Below are 23,724 nucleotides of genomic sequence, written 5' to 3'. Positions count from 1 at the left end.
CATTCTCGTGGCGTGCACGGCGGCGCCGTGGCAGCGGCATGCCGGCCTTGAGGATCGTGAAGTCGAGGCCCGAGTCGCTACCCCGGTGGTCGAGTAGCGCCGCGAAGCGACGCATATCGAGACCCGGCCGCCCACTTCGACGCGTGGTACGCGGACCCGCAGTCCGGGCGCGCCCGCAGGAAGGTCAGCACGATGACCTTGCGCACCCCGGCGCGCTTGGCTGCCTCGATCACGTTCGCGGTGCCCTCTATGTGCACGCGCTTGTAGATCTGGTCGTCGATCTCGCGCTTGATGCCCCCGCAGTGCGCGACGACCTCGCACCCCTCGAACGCTCGCGTCAACCCTTCGACCCACTGGCGTCGACGCCAGTGCGCTCCGAGGTGGTGACGGATGCCTCGGGCCTGAGCTGTGGGCCACGGCGTCGTCCGACGAAGCCGGTGCCGCCGGTGATCGCGGTGCGTGGGTGGTGGGTCATGTGGCGACCATAGGATGCGGGCGGCTCAGCGGATCGGAGCGGTACCTCGTCGGCCTTGGCGACTCACTTTGGCCGACATCGAGCGCGCATCCGACCTCGGTATGGATGCTGACCAAGACCAGGACCACACCGGCGAGAGGGGTTTCGTCATTTCGGCCGGACGCTGCTTAGCGGTAGATCGCAAGGACATCTAGTTGGAGCGCGGGACCTTCAACCCAGAACATCTCCTGCCCGGGCGTCGGCCCCTTCCGCTCGAACTCCCGACGCTGATCACGGGGCATCTGAGAAATGATTGGCAGCCCAGGCAGCGGACGCCATGCCGACGCTCCCCACAGTTTCGAGACCTTGCCGACAACTCGAGCGTCTCCGTCGATCTCGTCGAGAGGCTCGCCCTTCAACGAGCCCACGATGCGCCAAGCAGAATCCACGACATCGCCCAAGACGATGCTGGTCGGCATGGCCGCGCCGAATGCCGCCATAGTGTCCAATGACTCGTTGTCCGGCATCCCGGCGAGCGGGTTCATTCCCTGCCCTTTTGAAAGTTTCGCCATCATCTTCATCAGCGGAATGGCGTCGAGCAGGCCCCCAGGGCTCGCGATCTTGGAAGCATCTGCTTCGTAGAGCTCGCATGTGACATCGACGAGGTTGCCGAGACGGACCCCTTCGAGATCCGCCTCCTGCAGAATCGTGACCCACCCGAACTGCTCCTCTGCGCCATCAACGAGTTGCTGCAGTCGTTCGAATTTCGCCGGACTAGTGTCGGCAAGTTCCTCAGTGACGGTCTGCTCGCCAGATTTCTCACCGCTCACCCCGAGGACCTTCGTTCCAAGGGCCCCACCTGCGCGAGTCCCATCCTTCTCAGAACGACTCATCGCCTTGCGCAGCCCGTCCTCCACTTGGGCGATGTACTGGTCGAGCTGCGGTTCGTTCAGATACAGGAAATTGCGGAGCAAGATTAATCCATTCGACCTAGGAGACAGTTCCTTCGAACGTACTGTGCGCACCGGACATGGAACCCCCAGTTCACGGGCACACCTCCCTCGTGTTTCTCTGACACCACCGCATTCCGCTCGAGGTTCCGATGTTCGATCGCGGCCAAAGACTAGGACACTCGCGCCAGAGCGTCGACGTCACTGGTCGACGCCGGTGCGGCGCGAGATGATGACGGATCGCTCGCCCCTGCTGTTGGGCCAGATGGCGCCACGGTTCGTTAGCTGTAGTCCTCAACATCCCGGCAGGCGGAGAAGGCGTTAGCATTCAGCCGCGTATTCCAGATCTTTTGTGTCGCAGGGCGTATTTCGCGGCTGTGCCATTGACCATGGTCAAACCAGGAGACTGTCTCAACTTTTGCACTTCCCAGCGCGCACGCCTCATCGAGCGCGGGCTCCAAGTCAGAATCCTGCGAGGCGAGGACTACGAGATCGACGTTCGGATCGCTTGCTTCACGCACGAGTGCTAGTGCACAGAGTACGTCTACGCCTTTCTCCTGCGGCTTGCCGTCGATCATGAAATGCCCGCGCGCATCGGTTGCTTTTCGCCCATCCGCCGTGCGTTGGTAACGGTACTTGAGCGGTCTCAGCGTCACGTTCACCCGGGGGTCCAGTTCCCAGTTTGCTTTCTGGGCGAGGTTTCGTGCGTAGGCCTTGGGGTCCACATCTACGGACGGCAACCCGCGATAGACGAGGACCTTGGTGAGGACAGCGTGCGCCATTCCCGCTCGTTGATTCGCGTTGCGCCGGGAAACTAGTTGGTTTGCGAAGTGGAGGGGGTGCACAAGGTGCTCATGTGGAGGCTGAAATGGCTCGAAAAGCCCCCTGCCGGTGAGATGCACATTCTGATAGTCGATGATCACAGCAGCTCTGAGGTCGGGCATCGGCGCTCCAAATGGGTAAAAAAAGCCCCACCAGTCCCGGAGGACGGTGGGGAGTTATGTGTCTCATACTTGCACGCTGACGCATCGATCGCAAACTCATTCCCTCTGGCAGACCGCCCCATTCCGGGGGATTGACAGGCTTTGCATGCCTCGATATCTGCGGCTCCGAGAATCTTGTCGCGAACCATGGGATCAAGCGTGCGGACCGGGTCCAGCGCCTAGTTCGCGTTCGTTGTGCGCGCTGCCTCTCGGAGACCAAGTCCCTGGCAATGATCACGTCGAAGGGGCTTCGATGAAGGGACTAAATCTATCGCCGCCGAGGCTGGCTTATGGGTCGAGTCGAGGCCTCAACGCTACGACGACGATTCCCCGCGGTGACGTCGGTTGCCGCTCGCAGATGTGATGCACGCCCTTCCGTAATCGCATGCTGGACGCGCGGGAATACCCCAGCCCCCTCCGCGTTGAACTTGAGCGTACGCCACTCAAGTTCCCAGGAGGATTGGTGCCCGAAGACTTCAACCCCGAAGCCGGTGCGAGCTCGTTCGACGAGTTCCTCAGCCGGTACCTCGCGGGTGAGCAGGCTCGCCAGGCTCGGTCGATCGACCTCAGCCGGTTCCTGACCGCCCGCACGCAAGGCATCCTGCAGCGCGCAGGACGCTTCGCGCTCGAGCGCGGCCAGACCGAGCTCGACGCCCTGCACATCCTGCGCGTGATCGTCGAGGACGACAGCGTGAAGCAGGCCGTCGCCCGCATCGGGGTCGCCCCCGAGCGACTCATCACGGCGACCGAGGCGCGCCTGCCCGCGGCATCCGATGCTGCTGACATCAACGCGGCCACGATCACGCCGAGCGCTTCCCGCGCGCTGTTCCACAGCTACCAGGTGGCGCGCTCGGCCGGCTCGACCTACATCGACCCCGAGCACCTCTTCTTCGCCCTCGTGCTGGGGCAGGACGCCCCCGCCGGCCAGGTGCTGGCGCGCGCCGGCGTCACCGCCGAGGCCCTCACGCAGGGCATGCGCGAGACCGTCGACGGCGGGTTCGAGACCGACGAGGACGGCGACGGGTCTCGATACGGTGCGAACGGCGCCGGCTCCGAGGCATCCGCGACCCCGATGCTCGACAAGTTCGGCACCGACCTCACGGCCCTCGCCGAGAACGGCGAGCTCGACCCCGTGATCGGGCGCGCCGACGAGATCGAGCAGACCATCGAGATCCTCAGCCGCCGCACGAAGAACAACCCCGTGCTGATCGGCGAGGCCGGCGTCGGCAAGACGGCGATCGTCGAGGGCTTGGCCCGCGCGATCGTCGAGGAGTCGGTGCCCGAGGCGCTGCTCGAGAAGCGCGTCATCTCGCTCGACCTGCCCGGCATGCTCGCCGGCACCCGCTACCGCGGCGACTTCGAGGAGCGCCTCACCAAGACCATGGACGAGATCGCCGCGCACAAGGGCGAGCTCATCATCTTCATCGATGAGATCCACACCGTGGTCGGCGCGGGCGGCTCCGGCGACGGCGGCACCGACGCGGGCAACATCCTGAAGCCCCGCCTCGCGCGCGGCGACCTGCACCTCGTGGGCGCGACCACGCTCAAGGAGTACCGCACCATTGAGAAGGACCCCGCCCTCGAGCGCCGGTTCCAGCCGGTTCGCGTCGGCGAGCCCTCGATCGAAGACGCGGTGCTGATCCTGCAGGGCCTGCGCCCGGCATACGAGGAGCACCACGGCGTCGAGTACACGGATGCCGCGCTGCGCGCCTCCGTCGAGCTCTCGGCCAGGTACCTCACCGACCGCGTGCTGCCCGACAAGGCCATCGACCTCATCGACCAGGCCGGGGCGCGGCTGCGCCTCAAGCTCGGCATGAAGACGGATGTCTCCGCGCTCATCGCGCGCCTCGGCTCGCTCGAGGCCGACAAGAACGCGGCCGTGAGCGCCGAGCACTACGAGGAGGCCTCGCGCATCCGCGACGAGATCTCGAAGGTGCAGGCCCGACTGGATGCGGCCACCTCCGCCCCCGGTGGTCGAGTAGCGGAGCGTATCGAGACCACCACCCCCGAAGGTCTCGATACGGGCGCTGGGGCGCCCTACTCGACCGCCGGGAGCACCTTCATCGACGAGGCCGAGATCGCCGCGGTGATCTCGCGGGCCACCGGCATCCCGGTGAACCGCCTCACCGAGACCGAGCGCGAGCGTCTCGGCGATCTCGAGGGCGAGCTGCACGCGCGCGTCATCGGCCAGGACGACGCGGTCACCGCGGTCGCGAAGGCCGTGCGCCGCAGCCGCACCGGCATGGGCGACGCCCGTCGACCGGTCGGGTCGTTCCTCTTCCTCGGCCCCACGGGCGTCGGCAAGACGGAGCTGGCGCGTGCGCTGGCCGACCGGCTGTTCGACGACGAGGGCGCGATCATCCGCTTCGACATGAGCGAGTTCGGCGAGCGGCACACCGTGTCGCGCCTCGTCGGCGCCCCTCCCGGATACGTCGGCTACGACGAGGCCGGACAGCTCACCGAACGCGTGCGGCGCAACCCGTACTCGATCGTGCTGTTCGACGAGATCGAGAAGGCGCACCCCGACGTGTTCAACCTGCTGCTGCAGGTGCTCGACGACGGACGCCTGACCGACGGCCAGGGTCGCACGGTCGACTTCCGCAACACGGTGATCGTGATGACCTCGAACCTCGGTTCGGAGTTCCTCGCGTCGCGCTCGGGTGCGCTCGGGTTCGTCGCGTCGACCGATGGCTCGGGCTTCAGTTCCGCCGCCGACGTGCGCAACCGCGTCATGGGCAAGGTGCGCGAGGCCATGCGCCCCGAGTTCCTGAACCGCATCGACGAGATCGTGCTGTTCCAGAAGCTCGGCGCCTCGGAGCTGTCGCAGATCGTTCGCCTCATGCTCGGCGCGACGTCCGCTCGACTGGAGGCCCGCGAGGTCGCCTTCGAGGTGACGGATGCCGCGGTCGCGCTGCTCGCCGAGCGCGGGTACGAGCCCGAGTACGGTGCCCGCCCGCTGCGTCGCGTGATCCAGCGCGAGGTCGACGACCGCATCGCGGACCTCTTCGTCTCGGGCGCGCTCGGCGACGGCGAGGGCGTGCGAGTGGATGCCGCAGACGGCGAGTTCGTCGTCACGCCGGTACCCCGCGCGACGGTCGTGCTGCCGCAGGCGGCGTAGCCGCCGGTGGTCGAGTAGCGAAGCGTATCGAGACCCCTGCCGGTCTCGATACGGCGCTGGAGCGCCGACTCGACCACCGACGCTCCCCGGCGGTCGAGTAGCGCAGCCCGATCTGGTGGTCGAGTAGCGAAGCGTATCGAGACCCCACACTGCCGGGTCTCGATACGGCGCTGGAGCGCCTACTCGACCGCCGAACTTCCGGTGGTCGAGTAGCGAAGCGTATCGAGACCCCGCTGAAGGCCCGGTCCCTCCCCAGGGGCCGGGCCTTCGTCGTGCATTTGCTACCTTCGAGCCATGATGATCGCCCACGGGTTCGACCCGCGCGCCCGTGTGACCCCTTCGTGACGGGCGTGCCCGCACGCCTCTCGGTGATGCTGCGCAGGGTCGCGAACAGACGAGCGATGGTGATCGGCGTGACGGCCATCGTCGTCCTCGGCGCCGGGGCATCGGTCGGTGCCGTACTCGGTGCTCAGGAACAGCAGCGGCTGGCGCTGCTCGCAGACGTCGAAGCGGCGGCAACCGCCTACGAATCGGAGCTGGCTGCCGTCAGCGCGGCCGAAGCCGGGTACGAAGCAGATCTCGCGGAGGCCGACGAGTTGGCCGCCGAACTCTCCGCCGCGTTGGAGCTGCCGTCGCAGCGATTCGACGCGTCCGCCTGGACGGAGGTCCAGCGATCGCTCGAGCAGCTCGAGACCTCGTCGCCGCTCCCTGTGTCGACTGCGACGACCGTACCGGTGGTGAGTGACGAGGCCACGGCCGACGAGTTGCGATCCGCCAAGAAGAACCTGGCCGACGCGATCGACGCACTGGACGACCGGGCTGCGGAGTTCGCCGGTCTGCAGACCGGCCTCGCCGACGCGGTGACCGCGGCTCGCACCTCGGCGAAGACGCTGGTCGACGGGGTGATCGGCAGCACCGAGACCCTGCTCGTCGCGAACGCCGTCGCATCTGTCGAGACCTCGGATCGAGTCCGTACCGTCGTGGCCGGCCTCGGCGAGGAGTGGACCGCAGACGGCCTTCGGGACTGGATCGCCGCGGTCGCCGCGCTCGAAGCGTCGACGGCCGAGGCCGCTGCCCGCCTCGCCCTCGAGCAGCAGGAGGCCGAGCGAGCCCTCGAGTACGAGGATGTCGAGACGGGCTGGACCGCCACGGAGAGCCCGGCGCCCGACTGGATGGCCGACATCCCGATCGCCGTCGTGGGCCCGCCGAGCAGTCCGCCACCCGAGGACCCGATCGTGAACTCGCCGCCCGTGAGTGACGTCTGGCCCCTCCTCTGGAACGAGTACTGGCGGCCGATCGACCAGTGCGGCACCCCGCGCGTGGTGAAGTCGTTCCCCACGTACGACTTCGGCAACGGACTCGAATCGGGCATGTCGAGCCCGTGGAGCCACGAGTGGCTCAGCGACCGCATCAACGTCCTCGCGTGCAACTCCTAGGCAGTCGCCCTCGCAGCCGGGTCTCGATACGGCGCTGACGCGCCTACTCGACCACCGAACTCTCCGCCTCGGCGGTCGAGTAGCGCAGCGTATCGAGACCCCCAACGTCGTCGCATTCAGGGATGTCACTGAAGTGCGGGCGTCGGATCCGGGGGAGACTGACCCGATGAGCGGAGCCCCGACCGACGCCCACGACTCCCATGACGCCCACGACGACCCCGGCGCGTCCGCGGAGGTCGCGCCCCGCCGGCCGACGTTCGACGTGCGGGCGCGCGTCGTCGAGACGGTCGTGCTCGTGGCATCCGTGCTGGTGCTGCGGCTGTTGGGCCTGCTGCTGCTCGTGTCTTCGTCGTACGGGCTCGGTTCGTTCGACGCGTTCGGTCCGCTCGTCGCCATGGTCGCGGACCCGAACCTGCTCGTCTGGGTCGCACTCACGGTCGCCGTGCAGTTCGGCTTCCGCACGATGCCCCGGCCCGGGCGGTGGGCGCTGATCCTCCTCGCCGCGCCCGTCGCGGCCCTCGTCGCGACCGCCGTGCGGACCCTGCCGAGCCTCGCGAGCGCGAGCCTCGGCGCGTTCCTCGGCAGCGGCATCGCGTGGATCGACGCCGGCATCCTCACCCTCGTCGTCGCGCTCGGCATCGCGTTCACCACGGCGGCGCTCGGCCGGGAACGGCGCACCTCCGCACGGATCGCGGGCACGCTGCTCGCGCTCGGCGGGCTGCTCACGATGGTGCTCGTCTGGCAGGCGTTCGAGACGTACTTCACGCTCTTCGGCGTCGTGCCGGTCGTCACCGCCGCCGACGGCGACCGCTACGTCGTCACCGCCTCGATCACGCTCGGCGCGCTCGCCGGCGCCATCGTGTTCGCCGCGATCAGCCGGCGGCGCGGGCTCATCGTCGCCTCCTGCATCGTCGGATGCCTCGGCCTGATCATCGCGTTCGCCGTGCCGGTTCCCTCCGACCGGTTCGCTCCCGCCCCGCCTCCCGCGCCCACAGAGCGCGGCGGCGGAGGCTGCATGGGCGAGGGGGATCCGAACTGCATCGGCGGATAGCGCCCCGCGGGCGTACGGTTGGGCCCGGGGAGGGCGCATGGTCGGCACGGCTGGCGGCAGCGGGGAGCGCGACGGCGCGCACGTGCGCGTCGACCGCGTGAGCGAGCGCATCCACTTCGCCCACACCGAGCACGTCAACTGGGTCATCTACTCGGGCCCCGACGGCGTCACGCTCGTCGACTCCGGCTACATCGGGCAGCGCGCGCAGCTCGAGGCATCCCTCGACGCGGTCGGTACCAGGCCCGCGGATGTCGCAGCGGTCCTCATCACGCACGGCCACGCCGACCACCTCGGCGGTGCCGCGTGGCTCGCCGCCGAGTTCGGCACGCCCGTGCACACGCACCCGCTCGAGCTCGCGAACGTGCGGCGCGACGTGCTCGAGCAGGCCGGGCCCGGAGGGGTGCTGCGCAACGCCTGGCGGCCCGGCGTCCTCGCCTGGGCGCTCGCGATCCTGCCGCTCCTCGACGGCCGAGCCGGCCTCGGGGTTCCGGCCGCGACGGCCGCACCCCTGCGCGGTGAGCGCGTCGACGTGCCCGGACGCCCGCGCATGCGACTCGTCGACGGCCACACCACCGGGCACGCCGTGTTCGAGTTCGACGATGAGGGCGTGCTCGTCGTCGGCGATGCGCTCGTCACCCGCCACCGCACCACGCGCCTGCTCGGGCCGCACCTGCTGCCCTCGATGTTCCACAGCGACGCCGAGCGCGCGCGCGAATCGGTCGGCGCCATCGGCTGGTCGACCGCCCGCGTCGTGCTGCCCGGGCACGGCGAGGCGTGGATCGGCCCGGCACGCGCGGCGGCCGAAGCCGCTCGGCAGGCGGGCGCCCCCTGGTGAGATCCGGGCCCGCGTCGCCGGATCTTCGCGGTTTCAGGGTTGATCCGGATGCCGCGGCGTCATGATCCGGGGCATCCTGCATCTCTAGGGGTGAGGGGCGATCGCCCGTTCACGACCGAGGAGGGACCCGTGCCATGACCACGCACCTGGAATTCGTGACCGGATCGCTCGGCGAGCTCGCCGCGCTGCCCTGCGCGTGCGCGCGGGTCGCCGACCACCCGCGTCTCGGGTCGACGGGGCTCGCCGCGGCATCCGCTGGGCTGGAGCTCGGGGTCGGGGCCGGCGCTGGTGCCGGGCACGCGACCGGGCACCGCCGCCGTGCGGTCTCGATGCGGTCGCTGGCCGTGCGAGCCCCGCGCGGCCGCCACGCCGCCTGAGCCCAGACCGTCCGGGTGGTCGAGTAGCGGAGCCCCCCTCGGTGGTCGAGTAGCGGAGCGTATCGAGACCCCGCACCCGCCAGGGCCTCGATACGGCGCTGGCGCGCCTACTCGACCGCCGGAACCTCTCGGCGGTCGAGTAGCGGAGCGTATCGAGACCCCGCACCCGCCAGGGTCTCGATACGGCGCTGGCGCGCCTACTCGACCGCCGGATGGTGATCGCCGACGGAGGGCGGGTCGGCGCGCGAGCTACCCGACGTGGTCGGCGTGGCGGTGCACCACGCGCCATCCGTCGGCCTCGAGGCGGTACACCTGCGTCGCGCGCAGCGAGAACGCGCGCGGCTGGCCGTTGATCGAGGTGGCCACGCGCTCGTAGCCGACGGTGTAGGCCATCGACCCGCGCACGTCGAACGCGATCAGGTCGAAGGCGTAGTCGGTGCAGTTCGAGAACGTCGTCGAGAGCACCTCGAACGCCTCGACGAGTTCGGCGCGGTTCGTGGCGTTGCGCCACGCGCCGAGCACGCTCACGGGCTCGTCGGCAGACCAGATCGCACGGCGCGGGCCGTCGTCGCCGTCGAACATCGCCCGCTCGGCACGCACGAACTCGCTCTGCAGCCACACCAGGAACTCTTCGCGGTCGCTCATGGGTTCAGGATCCTCCGGTCGGCGGCCGGGCACAATCACGAGATGCGCCGGGTCGCGCCGGAAAGCCGGTGTTGCGGCGGCCGGCTGCCCGGCTTCCCGACGGCTCGGCGGCCCGGTCCGGCGGGCGCGCTCGGGGAGGGAGAGTTCCGTCTCAGGATCCGGTGGCGAAGTAGCGAAGTAGCGAAGTCGCGAAGTGGCGAAGTAGCGAAGTGGCGAAGTAGCGAAGTGGCGAAGTGGCGAAGTCGCGAAGTGGCGAAGTAGCGAAGTGGCGAAGTCGCGAAGTGGCGAAGTCGCGAAGTAGCGAAGTCGCGAAGTAGCGAAGTGGCGAAGTCGCGAAGTGGTGAAGTGGCGAAGTGGCGCGCGACGGCCGATCGAGCTCCCGAGCCGACAGGGCCGACCTGCCGGCCTGACCGAGCGCCGGCGGGGGACCGCTCATCCGCCAACCGTCCGACCGCCAACCGGCGACCGCCGACCGCCGGCCGCCGACAGGCGACGGCCGACCGGCGACCGCCGACCCAGGGCGAGTTCAGGCGCGGCGGCGAGCCAGCAGCGTCGAGTCGTGCACGTCCATCGTGACGCCGTCGCGCGTCATCGTGCGCGGCCGCTGCTCGACGACGAGCGCGTCGAAGTCCTCGGGCAGGGCGGGCAGCAGCTCCTCGGCCAGGAACATCGCCGACCGGTGGCTCTCGGCCAGGTGCGTGAAGGTCGCATCAGGCGCGTGGCCGACGACCAGCAGGTGGCCGCCGGGCGTGACCGCCTCGGCCAGGCGCCGCGTCACCTCGACCATGCCGTGGTCCGGCGGATGCAGGAAGTGCGTCGTGACGAGGTCGTACGACCGGCCCTCGGCCGTGAACTCGCGGGCGTCGACCTGCCACCAGGCCGTCCGGTCGGCGACGCCGGCAGCCTCGGCGTGGCCGGCGGCTCGGGCGAGGCCGTTCGCCGAGAAGTCAGCGCCGGTCACCCGCCAGCCCCGCTGGGCCAGCCAGATCACGTCGCCGCCCTCGCCGCATCCGACATCGAGCGCCGTGCCCGGCGTCAGCGCCGACGCCTCGGCGACGAGCTGCGCGTTGGGGTTGCCGCTCCACACGGTCTGCTCGCCGGAGTAGCGCTCCTCCCAGCTGGGCGCCTCGAACATCTCGCCTGCATCGTGGCCTCGATCGTCGTGGCCCCGGTCGTCGGGGGCTCGATCGCTGTGCTCGTGATCGTGGCCAGAGCCGTGCTCGGGTGCGTTCATGGGGTTCCTTTCGCTGCATCAGAGCGTACGGATGCCGCGCGCGAATGGCATGCCCGCTTGCCGTTCCGGCAAGTTCGGGTGGGTGCCGGGGTCTCGATACGGTCGCTGGCGCTCCCTACTCGACCGCCGGCTGAGCTCGACCGCCGGCTGGACTCGACCGCCGGCCGATCGCCGCCGGAGCGCGGGAGGCGCGAGTCTGGTCGAACCGCGGGGCGGAGTCAAGCCCGTTCCCCGGGCGCGCGCCCAGCCCCTAGCCTGCCAAGCACACCACGACGACGACGTTGAGCGACGGGGAGGCCGACATGGGCGACACGCGAGATTCCGACGAGAAGCGCACGAAGAACCGCACCGACGAGAACCGCACCGGCGGGACGCAGGCCTCGGGGGAGGTCTTCCTTCCGGGTGCCCCGGCGCCCGAGCCGCCCGCACTCGAGGAACCGACGACCCCGCGGCATCCGCTGCCGCCGAAGCCGGACCAGACCGGGCCCGACCGCCGCACGCCGACCGGCGCGGCCACCGACCTGCCCCCGCAGGCCGTCGCCCAGCAGGGGCAGTACCTCACCACCGCGCAGGGCGCTCGCCTGCCCGACACCGACCACTCGCTGAAGGCGGGTCCGCGCGGACCCGTGCTGCTCCAGGACCACCACCTGCGCGAGAAGATCACGCACTTCGACCACGAACGCATCCCCGAGCGCGTCGTGCACGCCCGCGGCGCGGCCGCGCACGGCGTCTTCGAGGCGAACGGCGCGGCCGAGGGCATCACGAAGGCCGCATTCCTGCGGGCGGGGGTGCGCACGCGCGTGTTCACGCGGTTCTCGACCGTGCTCGGATCGCGCGGCTCGGCCGACACCGTGCGCGACACGCGAGGCTTCGCCACGAAGTTCTACACGCAGGAGGGCGTCTACGACCTCGTCGCGAACAACATCCCGGTGTTCTTCATCCAGGACGCGATCAAGTTCCCCGACGTCATCCACGCCGGCAAGCCGCATCCCGACCGCGAGATCCCTCAGGCGCAGTCCGCGCACGACACCTTCTGGGACTTCGTGTCGCTGCACACCGAGGCGCAGCACCACACGATCTGGAACATGTCCGACCGCGGCATCCCCCGCTCGTACCGCATGATGCAGGGCTTCGGGGTACACACGTTCCGCTTCGAGAACGAGGCGGGGGAGACCTCGCTCGTGAAGATCCACTGGCGGCCGAGGCTCGGCACGCACGGGCTCACGTGGGAGGAGGCGCAGCTGCTCGGCGGCAAGGACCCCGACTTCCACCGCCGCGACCTCGCGGACGCGATCGAGGCCGGCGCGCACCCGCAGTGGGACCTCGCGCTGCAGGTCATGCCGGACACCCCGGACGAGACCTTCGAGGGCATCGACCTGCTCGACCCGACGAAGATCGTGCCCGAGGAGCTCTGCCCGCTGCAGGTCATCGGCACGATGACGCTCGACGCCAACCCGTCGAACTACTTCGCCGAGACCGAGCAGGTGGCCTTCCACCCGGGCCACCTCGTGCCCGGCATCGACGTCACGAACGACCCGCTGCTGCAGGGCCGCCTGTTCTCGTACCTCGACACCCAGATCTCGCGGCTCGGCGGGCCGAACTTCGCGCAACTGCCGATCAACCGGCCGCACGCCGACGTGAACGACATGCTCCGCGACGGCATGCACCAGACCGCGGTGCACTCCGGCGTCGCGCCGTACCACCCGAACTCGCTCGACGGCGGATGCCCCTTCGAGGCCGGTGCCGCAGAGGGAGCCTTCATCGAGGTGCCCGCGCCCGTCGCCGAGTCCGTCAAGGAGCGGGCGAAGCCTGCGAGCTTCGACGACCACTTCTCGCAGGTGCGGCTCTTCTACCGCTCGCTGACCCCGATCGAGCAGCAGCACGTCGCCGACGCCTACGCGTTCGAGCTCGGCAAGTGCTTCGAGGAGAACATCAAGCTGCGCCAGCTGCGTGCCCTCGCGAGCATCGACGCCGACCTGTGCGCGACGGTCGCCGCCGCGCTCGGCGTGCCAGTGCCCGACGCCGATGCCGACGTCGAGGTGCTCGACCTCGACCCGAGCCCGGCGCTGCGCATGGTCGGCGAGGAGTGGCCGATCGCCGGTCGCATGGTCGGCATCGTGGCGGATGCCGCGACCGACGTCGCGGCGCTCGAGGGCGTTCGCGAGGCGATCGCCGACGCCGGCGCGCTGCCGATCGTGATCGCACCGACGGGCGGGCGCCTCGGCGAGATCCCGGTGCAGCGCAGCTTCCACACCGCGACGAGCGTCGAGCTCGACGGGGTGCTCGTGCTCGCGGCATCCGCTGATCCTCGCTCGGCGCAACTGCTGGCCGAGGCGTTCCGGCACGGCAAGGCGATCGGCGTCGTCGACGAGGCGGTGGCCGGGGTCGAGGCTTCCGGGCTCGACACGCAGGCGCCCGGCGTGCTGACCGGCGCACTGCAGGTCGTCGCGGCCGGCCTGCTCGGCCTGCTGCCGCGGCACCGCGTCTGGGAGCGACTCGAACTCGGCGGCGAACCCGCCGTGACGCCCGCGCCCGCCCGGCCTACCAGCCCATCGAGCCCGGACCGCCCTTGAACGGGCCGACGACGTTCGACGTGATCCAGCCGCCGTAGAAGCCGCCGGGCTGCGGTTCGACCCGTTCGCCGTCGACGGTGCACGCATCGACGAGGCCCGCGTAGACCGCGACGCGTCCGGCGAGCGGCTCGTAGCCCGGCGCGGGCGATGGATACTCCCACGCCGCGCGGGCCGCCCTCGTGGGCCCCGAGAGCAGGTCGTAGTACCTCGCGCTGCCCTTGAACTCGCAGAACGAGGAACCGCCGGTCGGCACGACCGTGCCCGGCACGAACTCCTCGATGGGCACGTAGTAGACGGGCGGATGACTCGTCTCCAGCACGCGCATCACGTCGCGCGTGCTCGCGATGACCTGCCCGTCCAGGGTGATGGTGACCCGGGCGTCGACGACCTCGAGGCGCGGCGGGCGCGGGTAGTCCCAGACGGACTCCTGGCCGGGCGCGGCCGGCAGCGGGGTCGGCTGCATCAGTCGGGCACGTCCGTCGGCGCTGGATCGGTGATGACGCCGGTCGGGTCGCTGTCGACGACGGTGTGCGCCGTGCCGCGTTCCTCGGCGAACCTGCGGCCGGCCTCGATCGCCTCGTCGCGGCTCGCGTAGCTCTGCGAGAGCTCCGGATGCCCCTCGACCCGGTTCTCCCACTGCCCACGGTTCGAGTGGGTCTCGACGTCGCCCTCAGCCATGTGCGGCCCTCACATCTCGTTCGTCTCGATGGTCGGTCGTGCCGGTTCGCATGTCTCGCGTGCCGCGTACGGAATCGCGCCCATGCCATGACCAGCCGGTCGTGACCATTCACGGTACGCCCCTCGGAAGCCCCTGTCAGGGGGGTCGAGCGGACTCTCGGCCATCGTTCACCATTCGAACCCGCCCGCCTTGTCCGAACGACTGCTGCCGGAGTTCACGCGACGTTCGCCAGTCGGCGAGGAACCGTCGGCCGAGGCGAGCAGGCCCGTGCGTAGCGTCGCGAGCGTTGCGCCGGCACCGCATCGCGAGCTTCGGCCGCCCTGTGCGCCGGAACCGGAACGGCTCGCCCACGAGACAGAAGAGAGAACCCAGATGAAGAGCATCACGAAGACCGCTGCGGCCCGCGCGACGGCGGTGACCGTCGGCGCGATGCTGCTCGCGGTCGGTGCCGCGGCCGCCGCCAACGCGGACGAGTCGATCGGCGCCGACAGCACCGTCGACGTCAGCGTCGAGGTCGCGCCCGTGACCGAGCCCGGCGTGCTCGCGATGAGCGTCGCCGGCTCCGGTGTCGCGCTGACCGAGGGCGAGTCGGGCGAGCCCACCGTGCGCGAGTTCACCGGGCAACTGCCGACGGTGACCGTCACCGACACGCGCACGTCCGACGAGATCGGCGACGCGGCGGCCTGGTACGTGCTCGGCACGACGAGCGACTTCGTCGGCGACGCCGGCCAGGAGCCGATCGGTGCCGGCCACCTCGGCTGGCGGCCGAACCTCATCGACGGGGGCGACTCCGGCCTCGTCGCGGTCGGCGACGAGGTCGTGACCGTGATCGACGCGCCCACGCAGGGAGGCAACAACGTCGGCCTCGTCGACCAGGAGCTCTTCGCCTCCGCGTGGGACTCCGAGGATGTCGCGCCCGACGGCGCCTGGACCGCCGACGCCGACCTGTTCCTCCGCACCCCGAGCGACGTCGCGCCCGGAAGCTACACCTCGACGCTCACCCTCTCGCTCTTCGAGTGACCGGGGCCGCGGCGGGCGCAGCGACGTGCGCCCGCCGCGCGCGCTCGCTCGCTCGAGCGCAGGAACGTCGGAGCCGCCACGCCGTCCCGCTGCCTGTTTTCGGGCACGGGGCGGCGTGTCTTCCTGTGTTCGTGACCCGGCCGGGTCGGGCGACGCCGATCGAGCAGGAATCGAGAAGCCGCCCCCGCACGCCCGGGCGTACTTTCTCAGTCATGGAAACCACAGACCTCACCACCATCACGACCATCGACTCGATCACGATCGAGGCCGCAGACCCCGAGGCCGCCGCCCGGTTCTACCGGGAGGCGTTCAGCCTCGACCGCCAGGTGCGCACCACCGCAGCGGATGCCGCGACGAGCGGCTTCCGCGGATTCACGATGTCGATCGTGGTCGCGCAGCCGGCGAACGTGCACGCGCTGTACCAGGCCGCGATCGCCGCGGGAGCGACGGTGCTGAAGCCCGTCGAGAAGTCCCTCTGGGGCATCGGCGGCGTCGTGCAGGCGCCCGACGGCTCGATCTGGACCCTCGCGACCTCGGCCAGGAAGGACACCGGTCCGGCCACGCGCGAGTACGAGAACCTCGTGCTGCTGCTCGGCGCCGAGGACGTGTCGGCGAGCAAGCGGTTCTACACGGACCGCGGGCTCGCGGTCGGCAAGAGCTTCGGCAGCTACGTCGACTTCGCGACCGGATCGAGCCCCATCGGCCTCGGCCTCTACAAGCGCCGGGCCCTGGCCAAGCAGGCCGGCGTCGCGCCCGAGGGCACGGGCTCGCACCGCATCCGGATCAACTCGGACGGCGGGGTCTTCACGGACCCCGACGGGTTCGCCTGGGAGCCGTCGGCGCGCTGACGCACAGACCCGCCCCCGCCCGTCCCGCCCGGTCGTGCCCCGTCCCGCCAGGTCGTGCCCGGTCGTGCCCCGTCCCGCCAGGTCGTGCCCGGTCGTGCCCCGTCCCGCCAGGTCGTGCCCGGTCGTGCCCGGTACCGCCCGGTCGTGCCGGGTACCGCCCGACACAGCCCGGTACCCTGTCCCGGTGACCAGCAGCGGACTCAGCCATGTGACCTTCGTCGTGCGGGACCTCGACCGCATGGAGGACATGCTCACGAGCGTGCTCGGTGCCGTCCGGGTGTACGACAGCGGCCGCGACACCTTCTCGCTCTCGGAGGAGCGGTTCTTCCTCGTCGGCGAGGGGACGGGGGGGACCTGGGTGGCGATCATGCTCGGCGACGGCGGACTGCCGCGCAGCTACAACCATGTCGCCTTCCAGGTCGAGCAGGCAGACCTGCCACGGCTCCGCGAGACGATCACCGGGCTCGGCCTCGACATCCGGCCGCCGCGGTCACGGGTCGCGGGCGAGGGGGAGTCGATCTACTTCCATGATGACGACGGGCACCTCTTCGAGCTGCACGCCGGCTCGCTGCGCGAACGACTCGTGGCGTACGCGCAGGGGTGACGCTGCCAGAATCCTGTGGCGATGTGGCGATGTGGCGATGTGGCGATGTGGCGATGTAGCGCTGGATTTCGGAGCGAAGGCCCGGCCCCGAGAGAGGCCGGGCCTTCGCCGATCGCCGATCGCCGATCGCCGATCGCCGATCGGCGCGGCGAGCGGCCGCGTCATCCGCTCGCTCCCAGTCAGTGGGTACTCGATCAGGGCAGCTTCGAGACGACCTGCGGTGTCGGGAACCCGAGCTCGGTCCATTCGGCGTAGGTGATCGCGCGCAGCGAGGGCACGTAGGTCGAACCGAGCGTGAACATGCGGCCGTAGATCGTCGCGCTGCCGTTGAGCTTGTAGAACTGCGGGTTCATCGCGACGGGAGTCGGCGAACCCATCGCCTGCCACTCGGCGAACGTGAGCTTGTGCACGCCGCACGGGGTGCTCGTGAACCGCGACGTATCGGCGAAGATCTCGTGCGACGACGTGCCGTTCTTGAAGATGTACGACTTCTCGAGGGCGAACTGCTGGCTCGCGGTGACCGCCGGATACCCGAGCGCCTTCCACCGGTCTGCCGAGACGTAGCTCACGCCTCCGCCATTGGAGGCCGCGTCAACCTCGAAGACGCACGACTCCCACGGTGCCTTGTACAGCCCCTGCGCGAGCGGTGCGGCCTGGGCGATCGACGGCGTGCCGAGCACGAGCGCGATCGAGGCGGCGATCGCCGTGGAGGTGCCGACGAGGCGTCGCCGACGGGATGCGGTGTTCGTGGACAAGGGAGCTCCTCTCGGCCGGAACTCCCGGCTCGCCGGTCAGGCTACCGCGGCCTCCGTCGGGTGGGCGACGGGCAGGAGTGCCCACCCGGCGGCGTCGCGCGAAGCACGACTCAGCTGATCCAGCCGGTCCAGCCGGGCACGCGCAGGTCGACCCAGGTGAGACGGTGGTCGCTGCTCGGGAAGGGGAAGACCCCGGTGAGCCGCGAGAGCGGGTCGGCCTGCTCGGGCCAGAACACGCCGGCATCCCTCACCTTCAGCAGCACGCGGGAGGGCAGCACGTAGTCGGCCCGCAGGTTGCCGGGCGCCGTGTCGGCGAAGTCGGCGGTGTCGTAGGCCGGGTCGCCGACGTGCGCGGCGCTCGCGCCGCCCTGCAGCGCGGCGGCCTCGACGGCACCCTCCGAGGTGGGCAGCGGGTCGGTGATGCGACGGTGGTCGAGCAGCTGGTCGATCGCCTGGTCGACGGAGTCGCCGTCGAGCGGGTCGGCGTTCTGGTCGCCCATGATGACGAACGGCTCGGTGGGGTGCAGTCCGCCCCGGCCGCCCTCGTCGTCGACGATGTACCGGCCCTTGCCGGGCGAGACGTAGTCGGCCCAGAACCGGATCTCGTCGTGGTTGCGCAGGCCGTTGCGGTCCTCGGGGCCGTCGAAGGTCGGCGGGGTCGGATGCGACGCCAGCACGTGCACCGTCGAACGCCCGACCTCGATCGGCACGTCCCAGTGCGACTTGCTCGACAGCCGCACGACCTCGAGCTCCTCGGGGCTGTACCAGTCGGCGGCCGCCGGCGTGGCGGGGTCGTCGGGAAGCAGCGCGCCGGGCATGTCCTTCCAGAGGAAGTTCTGGAAGGTGCGCACCTCGTCGGTCACGATCGGGAACTTCGAGAGCACGAGCATGCCGTACTGCCCCTCGAAGAGGCCGAAGCCGAACGCGTCGTCGCCACCGGACACGACGCCGTTGTTGTTCAGGTCGAACCCGCTCGGGATGCCGGTGTTCGAGGGGGCGACGAAGGCGTACGGGTACTCGACGGGGTCGGCGCCGCCCTGCGACACCTCGAGGTAGTTCTCGCGGAACAGGTCCGCGGCCCGCCCGTCGGGCACGTAGTCGAACTCGTTCAGCAGCACGATGTCGGGATCCGCCCGCTGGATCACCTCGGCCACGGTCTGCGCCTGCACGTCGTCGCCGTTCGAGAGGTCGGCCTCGAGCTCGCCGGCGACCGCGCGGTTCAACGAGAGGTTGTATGTGGCGACCCGGAGGTCCGTGGAACCGCGCTGCAGCAACTGCCCGATGCGGGAGTGCCGGTCGTCGGAGGGGTCTCCGGTGGCGACGACCGCCGCCGCCGGGGAGGCCCCCAGGCCGAGGGCGGCGACGGCGCCGAGTGCCGTGGCGGCGAGGGTGAGGGTGTGGCGGCGTCTCGCGAGCATGCGCAGCTCCTTCATCGGAGGGTGGGTCGGATGCTCCCACGCTACGACGACCGGCCCCCGTTCGGGGGGCTTCATCGGACGTTCGTCCCGAGTTCATCGGGGCGTCCGGATGTCGCCCGCACGCGGCATCCGCTCGGCTCGCCAACCCACCGGCCCAGGCCGAGGTGTGTCCGCGCTCGCCGAAACCGAGCACGATTCGGTGGCGGGTGCGCCGCTTGCTAGCATCCGCTGGTGCACATCCTCCGTCGGGTGATCGTCATCGTCGCCGTCACCGCCCTCGTCCTCATCGCCGCGTTCACCGGGGTCTACCTCTGGCAGAAGCCGATCCTGCTCACCGGGACCGGGTACGCCGCCCACAACGCCTGCGCGGTCACGGAGGTCGCCGGTCGCGACGACCCCGCCACCGACCTGCCGCCGAACCCGCTCGTGCCGTACCTGGAGGTCGCCTCCGACGAGCAGGCGGGCGAGACCACGGGGTCCGTGCTCGGCCTCATCGCGCACCAGCGCGCCTGGTTCACCGAGGGCTTCGGCTGCACGCTCGCCGACCAGCGTCCCGAACTCGGCGACCCCACGCCGATCGACGACGCGGGCAACCCGTTCGCGGGCACGGCGGCACCCGAGGCACCCTCGCCCGAGGCCGATGCGGCGCTCGAGCAGGCGATGGCCGGCGCGTTCGGCGACGACCTCGCGGCATCCGAGACCGAGGCCCTCGGCACGCGTGCGGTCGTCATCGCGAAGGACGGCGAACTCGTCGCCGAGCGCTACGCCGACGGCTTCGACGCGACCACGCCGCAGCTCGGCTGGTCGATGTCCAAGAGCGTCACCGACCTCATGACCGGCGTGCTCGTGCAGCAGGGCGTCGTCGCGCTCGACGACGACCACCTGCGGCCCGAGTGGTCCGATGAGCGCGCCGACATCACCGTCGAGGACCTGCTGCGCATGCAGAGCGGCCTCGAATGGGACGAGACCTACGACCTCGGCACGCCCATCACGCGCATGCTCTACCTCGAGCCCGACATGGGCGCGTACGTGGCGAGCCTGCCGCTGCTGCACGAGCCCGGAACCGTCCAGCAGTACTCCAGCGGCAGCACGACCCTGCTCTGCTCGGTCCTGACCGAGCGCACCGGGCTCGGTGCCGACCTGCCGCGTCAGTCCCTGCTCGGGCCGCTCGGCATCTCCTCGGCAGTCTTCGAGGCGGATGCCGCGGGCACGCCCGTCTGCTCCTCGTACCTCTGGGCGACGCCCCGCGACTGGGCCGCGATCGGCCAGTTCGCCCTCCAGGACGGCGAGTGGAACGGCGAGCAGCTGCTGCCGGAGGGCTGGATGGACGAGAGCCTCACCGTCACCGACGTCGAGAAGACCGACGACCCCGGCTATGGCATGGGCTTCCGCGTCAACGAGCTGCCCGACGGCAGCCTGCGCTGGCCGGACCTGCCCGCGGACACCTTCCACATGAGCGGACACGACGGCCAGAAGGTCATCATGGTGCCCTCCGAAGGGCTCGTCGTCGTGCGCATGGGCTTCACGCCCGCCTACAATGACGAGGCGTCGGAGGTGCAGCTCGTCGAGGACGCGATCGCCGCGCTCGGCTGACGGCTGATTGCGAACGGCTGACGGGTGGCGGCTGACGGATGACGGGCGCCGGCTGACGGCTGACCGGTGCCGGTTGACGGCTCCCGCAGCGCGGCGCAGCATCCGCCGCGGACCCGCCCGGCGGCCGATCCCGACAGCCCGCTGGGACTTCGCTTCCAGAGCGCCGAGTTCCCTCGCGGTTGTCGGTCGGGCGGCGTAGCGTCGCTGTACCTCGCGACCAGCCCCCCGGTCGCGTGACAGGTTCGGGTCTCATCCCGGCCGATCGGACGCCCGGTTTCGACGCACCCCCCAATCGCGTGGAGCCGGGCGTCCCTCTCAGCTCGGTCGGCGACCGTCGCGCCGCGGCTCCCGCGGCTCCCGCGCCGCTCGTGCCTCGACGGCCCAGATCGCCATCTCCACGCGGTTGCGCGCCCCGATCTTGGCCATGATGCTCGCGATGTGCGTCTTCACCGTGCTGAGCGAGATGTGCAGCTCACGGCCGACCTCGGCGTTGCCGAGCCCTCGTGCGACGGCGTCGAGGACATCCTCCTCACGGTCGGTCAGCGGGGTCGAGGGCTCTGCTCCGCGGTGGGGCGCCGACCCGGCGAACGCCTCGATGAGCCGTACGGTCACGTTCGGGTCGATGAGCGCGTCGCCGCGGGCGGCGGCGAGCACCGCCTCGCGGAGCAGGACTGGCCCGGCGTTCTTCAGCAGAAAGCCGCGCGCGCCCGAGCGCAGCGCCTCGTACACGTACTCGTCGAGGTCGAACGTCGTGATCACGACGACGGCCATCGGGTCGGCGACGCCCGGCCCGGCGAGCTCGCGGGTCGCGGCGAGCCCGTCGGCCCGGGGCATCCGGATGTCGAAGAGGCACACGTCGGGCCGCAGCGCGCGCGCCATCGCGACGGCCTCGACGCCGTCGGCGGCTTCGCCGGCCACCTCGAGGTCGGGCTGGGCGTCGAGGATCATCCGCAGCCCCGCCCGTACGAGCTCCTGGTCATCGGCGATCAGCACGCGCACGGTCATGCCGCGCCTCCCCTCGTCCACCCCGTTCGCGGCAGCACCGCGGTGACGGTCCAGCCGGCGCCCGCGGCGGGGCCCGCCTCGCACGTGCCTCCGACGAGCGTCGCGCGCTCGACCATGCCCCTGACGCCGTACCCCGGTCGAGCGGATGCCGCGGGCGTGCCGTCGTCGCGAACCTCGAGTCGCACGCCCGACGCGTCGACCCGCAGCCGCACGTCGATGCGCGTCGCGCCCGTCGCGTGCCGCCGCGCGTTCGTCACGGCCTCCTGCGCGATCCGGTACGCGGCGGCGGCGACCGCCGGCGGCACGGACTCGAGGTCGCCGGCCGCGTCGATCGCGACCGTCGGGCGCCGATCGCCCGCGGAGGCGGGATCGCCGGAGGTCGCGAGCCGGCCGAGATCGGCGAGCCCGGGCGCCGGGCTCAGGCTCGCAGGATCCTCGTCGCGTCGCAGCACCCGCACCATCGCGCGCATCTCGTCGAGCGTGCGGGACGCCTCGACCTCGATCGTGCGGAGCACGTCGGCCGCGGCATCCGGATTCGCCTCGATGACCGCGGACCCGGCCTGCGCCTGGATGGCGATCGCGGAGACGTGGTGCGCGACCGTGTCGTGGAGGTCGCGGGCGAACTGCTCGCGTTCGACGAGTCGCAGCCGTTCGAGCTCACGAGCCCGGGCGCCGGCCCGCCACCGGAAGGCGAGCCCGAGCGTGAACGTCGTGATCACCACCGCGATGCCGCCGATCACGTCGCCGAGCGTGGGCGTCTCGACCGCGAGCGGGAGGAGCGTGCCCGCGATGACCAGCGCGACGCCGCCGAGCATCGCCCGCCCCGAGCCCCACCGCGTCACCGCGTACACGAGCACGAGGAAGTACCCGGTCGTGAACAGCTGCGGATCGCCGCCGAGTGCGAGGCCGAGCACCGTGCCGGTCGTGAACGCGATGGCCAGCATCGTGAACGGGCGGATGCGTCGCCACAGGAGCGTCGGCAGGAGCGCGACGAGCACGACCGCCCAGAGCCAGCGCCACGGCACGTCGATCCGCAGGGCCGCCTCGAAAAGGGCGAGCGGGGCGAGGACGCCGATGAGTGCCCAGTCGCGCCAGACCCGTCGCGGGGGCGGCGGCACCGCGGGCGGCGAATCCCACAGCGACCGCACGGGGCTCGTCATGCCCTCATGATAGGGCTCGGCCGCGGCCGCTCCGCCGGGCCCGTCGCCGGATGACGAGCTCCGCGACCACGAGGTTGATCGCCCAGCCGAGCGCCATGAGCACGGTGTACTCCAGCTCGCCGGGCTCGCCCACGAGGAGCACCCACGGCATGAGCGTGAGCACCTGCGTCCCGGCGGCGAGGCCGATCGCGTAGGCGCGCGTCATCCACGCGCTGTGCGTGGCGACATCCCCTCGCCGGATCGCCAGGAACGCGGCGACGATGGCCGCCGCCATCGCGGGTGCGAGCACCACGCGGATGACCATGAGCCCGAGCCCGCTGTTCGCGGGCAGGTCGTACGCGACCGCCATCCAGAGTCCGGATGCCGCGGACACGAGCCCGGCGATCGCGACGATGCGACCCGACCGGCGATGCCAGGCGTACCGGCGCAGTGAGGGGGCGAACTGCAGTGCGCCGAGCAGGAGGAACGCCGACGAGCCGACGATGTGCGCGATGACCGGTACGGGCGAGTCGAAGAACCGGGCGTTCTCGGCGGTGACGCTCGCGCCGGTCCCGAGCTGGGCGAGCCGGCTCGCGCCCGCGGCCATCGGCACGAGGGAGAGCGCGATGAGGCCGACCGGGGCGAGCCATCCGGTGCGGCGGGACGGTCGTGAGGCGGGGCGGTTGGCGCCGACTCCGCGCCGGGACGGGCGTTCGATCTGGGTCATGACTCGATGCTCGCGGGCGGCGCGTTCCCGGACATCGGCCGTCGGGGCCGAACCGCATCGGCCGATCGGCCGAGGTGCCGAGCCGGCACCGGCCTCGCCTCGGGCGGGTCCGGAGCGTAGCAGCCCGACGTGACGAGCGGCGTCACCGCAGGTTCACCGGGCCGCCACGACGGGGCAAGGGGAAGGTCATCCGTCCCGGATGAGATGGAGCACGGCCTCCGGCGGCAGGTGGTGCTCCTCGCGGACGAGCGGGCGACGCCGCACGCGCGCCCTCCGCAGC

Annotated in this window: 23 protein-coding genes; 10 read left to right on the top strand and 13 right to left on the bottom strand. The window is 70.8% G+C overall.

The genetic code is table 11. The features are described 5' to 3' along the window. Positions 1–77: 77 nt before the first annotated feature. The 4 genes from GQQ95_RS01155 to GQQ95_RS01145 form a co-directional block, all read right to left on the bottom strand. Entirely contained in the window at positions 78–341 is a 264-nt protein-coding gene (locus tag GQQ95_RS01155; RefSeq protein ID WP_246205128.1) for an NAD(P)H-binding protein, read from the bottom strand. Beyond that, positions 338–475 (bottom strand): hypothetical protein, encoded by a 138-nt coding sequence (locus GQQ95_RS19560; protein WP_246205127.1) that lies wholly within the window; start codon positions 473–475, stop codon positions 338–340. The genes GQQ95_RS01155 and GQQ95_RS19560 overlap by 4 nt, the downstream gene beginning before the upstream one ends. A gap of 167 nt (positions 476–642) precedes the next feature. Continuing rightward, on the bottom strand, positions 643–1,428 hold the full coding sequence (locus GQQ95_RS01150; RefSeq protein ID WP_157425792.1) for a DUF6414 family protein: 786 nt from the start codon (positions 1,426–1,428) through the stop codon (positions 643–645). Positions 1,429–1,685: 257 nt separating this feature from the next. Beyond that, the gene (locus GQQ95_RS01145) at positions 1,686–2,348 is read right to left on the bottom strand and encodes a PIN domain-containing protein (protein WP_157425791.1); all 663 of its coding nucleotides are present in this window, start codon (positions 2,346–2,348) and stop codon (positions 1,686–1,688) included. A gap of 502 nt (positions 2,349–2,850) precedes the next feature. On the opposite strand from GQQ95_RS01145, the gene GQQ95_RS01140 reads away from it, so the two are divergent. The 5 genes from GQQ95_RS01140 (at position 2,851) to GQQ95_RS01120 (ending at position 9,204) form a co-directional block, all read left to right on the top strand. Continuing rightward, positions 2,851–5,505 (top strand): ATP-dependent Clp protease ATP-binding subunit, encoded by a 2,655-nt coding sequence (locus tag GQQ95_RS01140; RefSeq protein WP_157425790.1) that lies wholly within the window; start codon positions 2,851–2,853, stop codon positions 5,503–5,505. 401 nt (positions 5,506–5,906) lie between these two features. Beyond that, a complete protein-coding gene (locus GQQ95_RS01135; RefSeq protein WP_157425789.1) occupies positions 5,907–6,941 on the top strand; it encodes a hypothetical protein in 1,035 nt (344 codons plus the stop codon). 166 nt (positions 6,942–7,107) lie between these two features. Continuing rightward, positions 7,108–7,992, top strand: a complete 885-nt coding sequence (locus tag GQQ95_RS01130) for a hypothetical protein (protein ID WP_157425788.1) — start codon at positions 7,108–7,110, stop codon at positions 7,990–7,992. Positions 7,993–8,029: 37 nt separating this feature from the next. Then, complete coding sequence (locus GQQ95_RS01125; protein WP_157425787.1) at positions 8,030–8,827, top strand: MBL fold metallo-hydrolase; 798 nt, start codon at positions 8,030–8,032, stop codon at positions 8,825–8,827. A 134-nt stretch (positions 8,828–8,961) separates the two neighbouring features. Next, a complete protein-coding gene (locus tag GQQ95_RS01120) occupies positions 8,962–9,204 on the top strand; it encodes a hypothetical protein (RefSeq protein WP_157425786.1) in 243 nt (80 codons plus the stop codon). Between the two features lie 249 nt (positions 9,205–9,453). Here the strand turns inward: GQQ95_RS01120 and GQQ95_RS01115 are convergent, their stop codons facing one another. Both GQQ95_RS01115 and GQQ95_RS01110 read right to left on the bottom strand, forming a co-directional pair. Then, on the bottom strand, positions 9,454–9,849 hold the full coding sequence (locus tag GQQ95_RS01115; protein ID WP_157425785.1) for a DUF4440 domain-containing protein: 396 nt from the start codon (positions 9,847–9,849) through the stop codon (positions 9,454–9,456). Between the two features lie 526 nt (positions 9,850–10,375). Next, complete coding sequence (locus tag GQQ95_RS01110; RefSeq protein ID WP_157425784.1) at positions 10,376–11,083, bottom strand: class I SAM-dependent methyltransferase; 708 nt, start codon at positions 11,081–11,083, stop codon at positions 10,376–10,378. A 302-nt stretch (positions 11,084–11,385) separates the two neighbouring features. Here GQQ95_RS01110 and GQQ95_RS01105 point away from each other — a divergent pair, with 302 nt between their 5' ends. Beyond that, a complete protein-coding gene (locus GQQ95_RS01105) occupies positions 11,386–13,656 on the top strand; it encodes a catalase (RefSeq protein ID WP_157425783.1) in 2,271 nt (756 codons plus the stop codon). Here the strand turns inward: GQQ95_RS01105 and GQQ95_RS01100 are convergent. Both GQQ95_RS01100 and GQQ95_RS01095 read right to left on the bottom strand, forming a co-directional pair. Further along, on the bottom strand, positions 13,625–14,122 hold the full coding sequence (locus tag GQQ95_RS01100) for a DUF427 domain-containing protein (protein ID WP_157426123.1): 498 nt from the start codon (positions 14,120–14,122) through the stop codon (positions 13,625–13,627). The genes GQQ95_RS01105 and GQQ95_RS01100 overlap by 32 nt on opposite strands. After that, a complete protein-coding gene (locus tag GQQ95_RS01095; RefSeq protein WP_157425782.1) occupies positions 14,119–14,334 on the bottom strand; it encodes a DUF2188 domain-containing protein in 216 nt (71 codons plus the stop codon). The genes GQQ95_RS01100 and GQQ95_RS01095 overlap by 4 nt, the downstream gene beginning before the upstream one ends. A gap of 373 nt (positions 14,335–14,707) precedes the next feature. Here GQQ95_RS01095 and GQQ95_RS01090 point away from each other — a divergent pair, with 373 nt between their 5' ends. The 3 genes from GQQ95_RS01090 to fosX all read left to right on the top strand — a co-directional run bounded on the left by GQQ95_RS01090 (position 14,708) and on the right by fosX (position 16,807). Beyond that, entirely contained in the window at positions 14,708–15,355 is a 648-nt protein-coding gene (locus tag GQQ95_RS01090) for a hypothetical protein (protein WP_157425781.1), read from the top strand. Between the two features lie 212 nt (positions 15,356–15,567). Then, positions 15,568–16,203, top strand: a complete 636-nt coding sequence (locus GQQ95_RS01085; RefSeq protein WP_246205126.1) for a VOC family protein — start codon at positions 15,568–15,570, stop codon at positions 16,201–16,203. Positions 16,204–16,387: 184 nt separating this feature from the next. Next, entirely contained in the window at positions 16,388–16,807 is a 420-nt protein-coding gene (fosX, locus tag GQQ95_RS01080) for a FosX/FosE/FosI family fosfomycin resistance hydrolase (RefSeq protein ID WP_281352017.1), read from the top strand. A 194-nt stretch (positions 16,808–17,001) separates the two neighbouring features. Here fosX and GQQ95_RS01075 read toward each other — a convergent pair whose 3' ends face one another. Next, positions 17,002–17,562, bottom strand: coding sequence for a hypothetical protein (locus GQQ95_RS01075; RefSeq protein ID WP_157425780.1), 561 nt, complete (start codon positions 17,560–17,562; stop codon positions 17,002–17,004). Positions 17,563–17,672: 110 nt separating this feature from the next. Then, positions 17,673–18,980, bottom strand: coding sequence for an endonuclease/exonuclease/phosphatase family protein (locus GQQ95_RS01070; RefSeq protein WP_157425779.1), 1,308 nt, complete (start codon positions 18,978–18,980; stop codon positions 17,673–17,675). A 231-nt stretch (positions 18,981–19,211) separates the two neighbouring features. On the opposite strand from GQQ95_RS01070, the gene GQQ95_RS01065 reads away from it, so the two are divergent. Beyond that, on the top strand, positions 19,212–20,573 hold the full coding sequence (locus tag GQQ95_RS01065) for a serine hydrolase domain-containing protein (protein WP_157425778.1): 1,362 nt from the start codon (positions 19,212–19,214) through the stop codon (positions 20,571–20,573). 315 nt (positions 20,574–20,888) lie between these two features. Here GQQ95_RS01065 and GQQ95_RS01060 read toward each other — a convergent pair whose 3' ends face one another. The 3 genes from GQQ95_RS01060 to GQQ95_RS01050 are packed head-to-tail and all read right to left on the bottom strand — an operon-like array spanning position 20,889 to position 23,444. Then, positions 20,889–21,578, bottom strand: coding sequence for a response regulator (locus GQQ95_RS01060; RefSeq protein ID WP_157425777.1), 690 nt, complete (start codon positions 21,576–21,578; stop codon positions 20,889–20,891). After that, entirely contained in the window at positions 21,575–22,738 is a 1,164-nt protein-coding gene (locus tag GQQ95_RS01055) for a sensor histidine kinase (RefSeq protein WP_157425776.1), read from the bottom strand. Before GQQ95_RS01055 ends, GQQ95_RS01060 begins: the two co-directional genes overlap by 4 nt. 4 nt (positions 22,739–22,742) lie before the next feature. Beyond that, on the bottom strand, positions 22,743–23,444 hold the full coding sequence (locus GQQ95_RS01050; protein ID WP_157425775.1) for a DUF2306 domain-containing protein: 702 nt from the start codon (positions 23,442–23,444) through the stop codon (positions 22,743–22,745). Positions 23,445–23,724: the final 280 nt, after the last annotated feature.

It is taken from the genome of Agromyces salentinus (genome assembly GCF_009749395.1).
Classification (GTDB): Bacteria; Actinomycetota; Actinomycetes; order Actinomycetales; family Microbacteriaceae; genus Agromyces; species Agromyces salentinus.
Note: the sequence above shows the minus strand (reverse complement) of the source record. Positions and strands in the feature narration are given on the sequence as shown.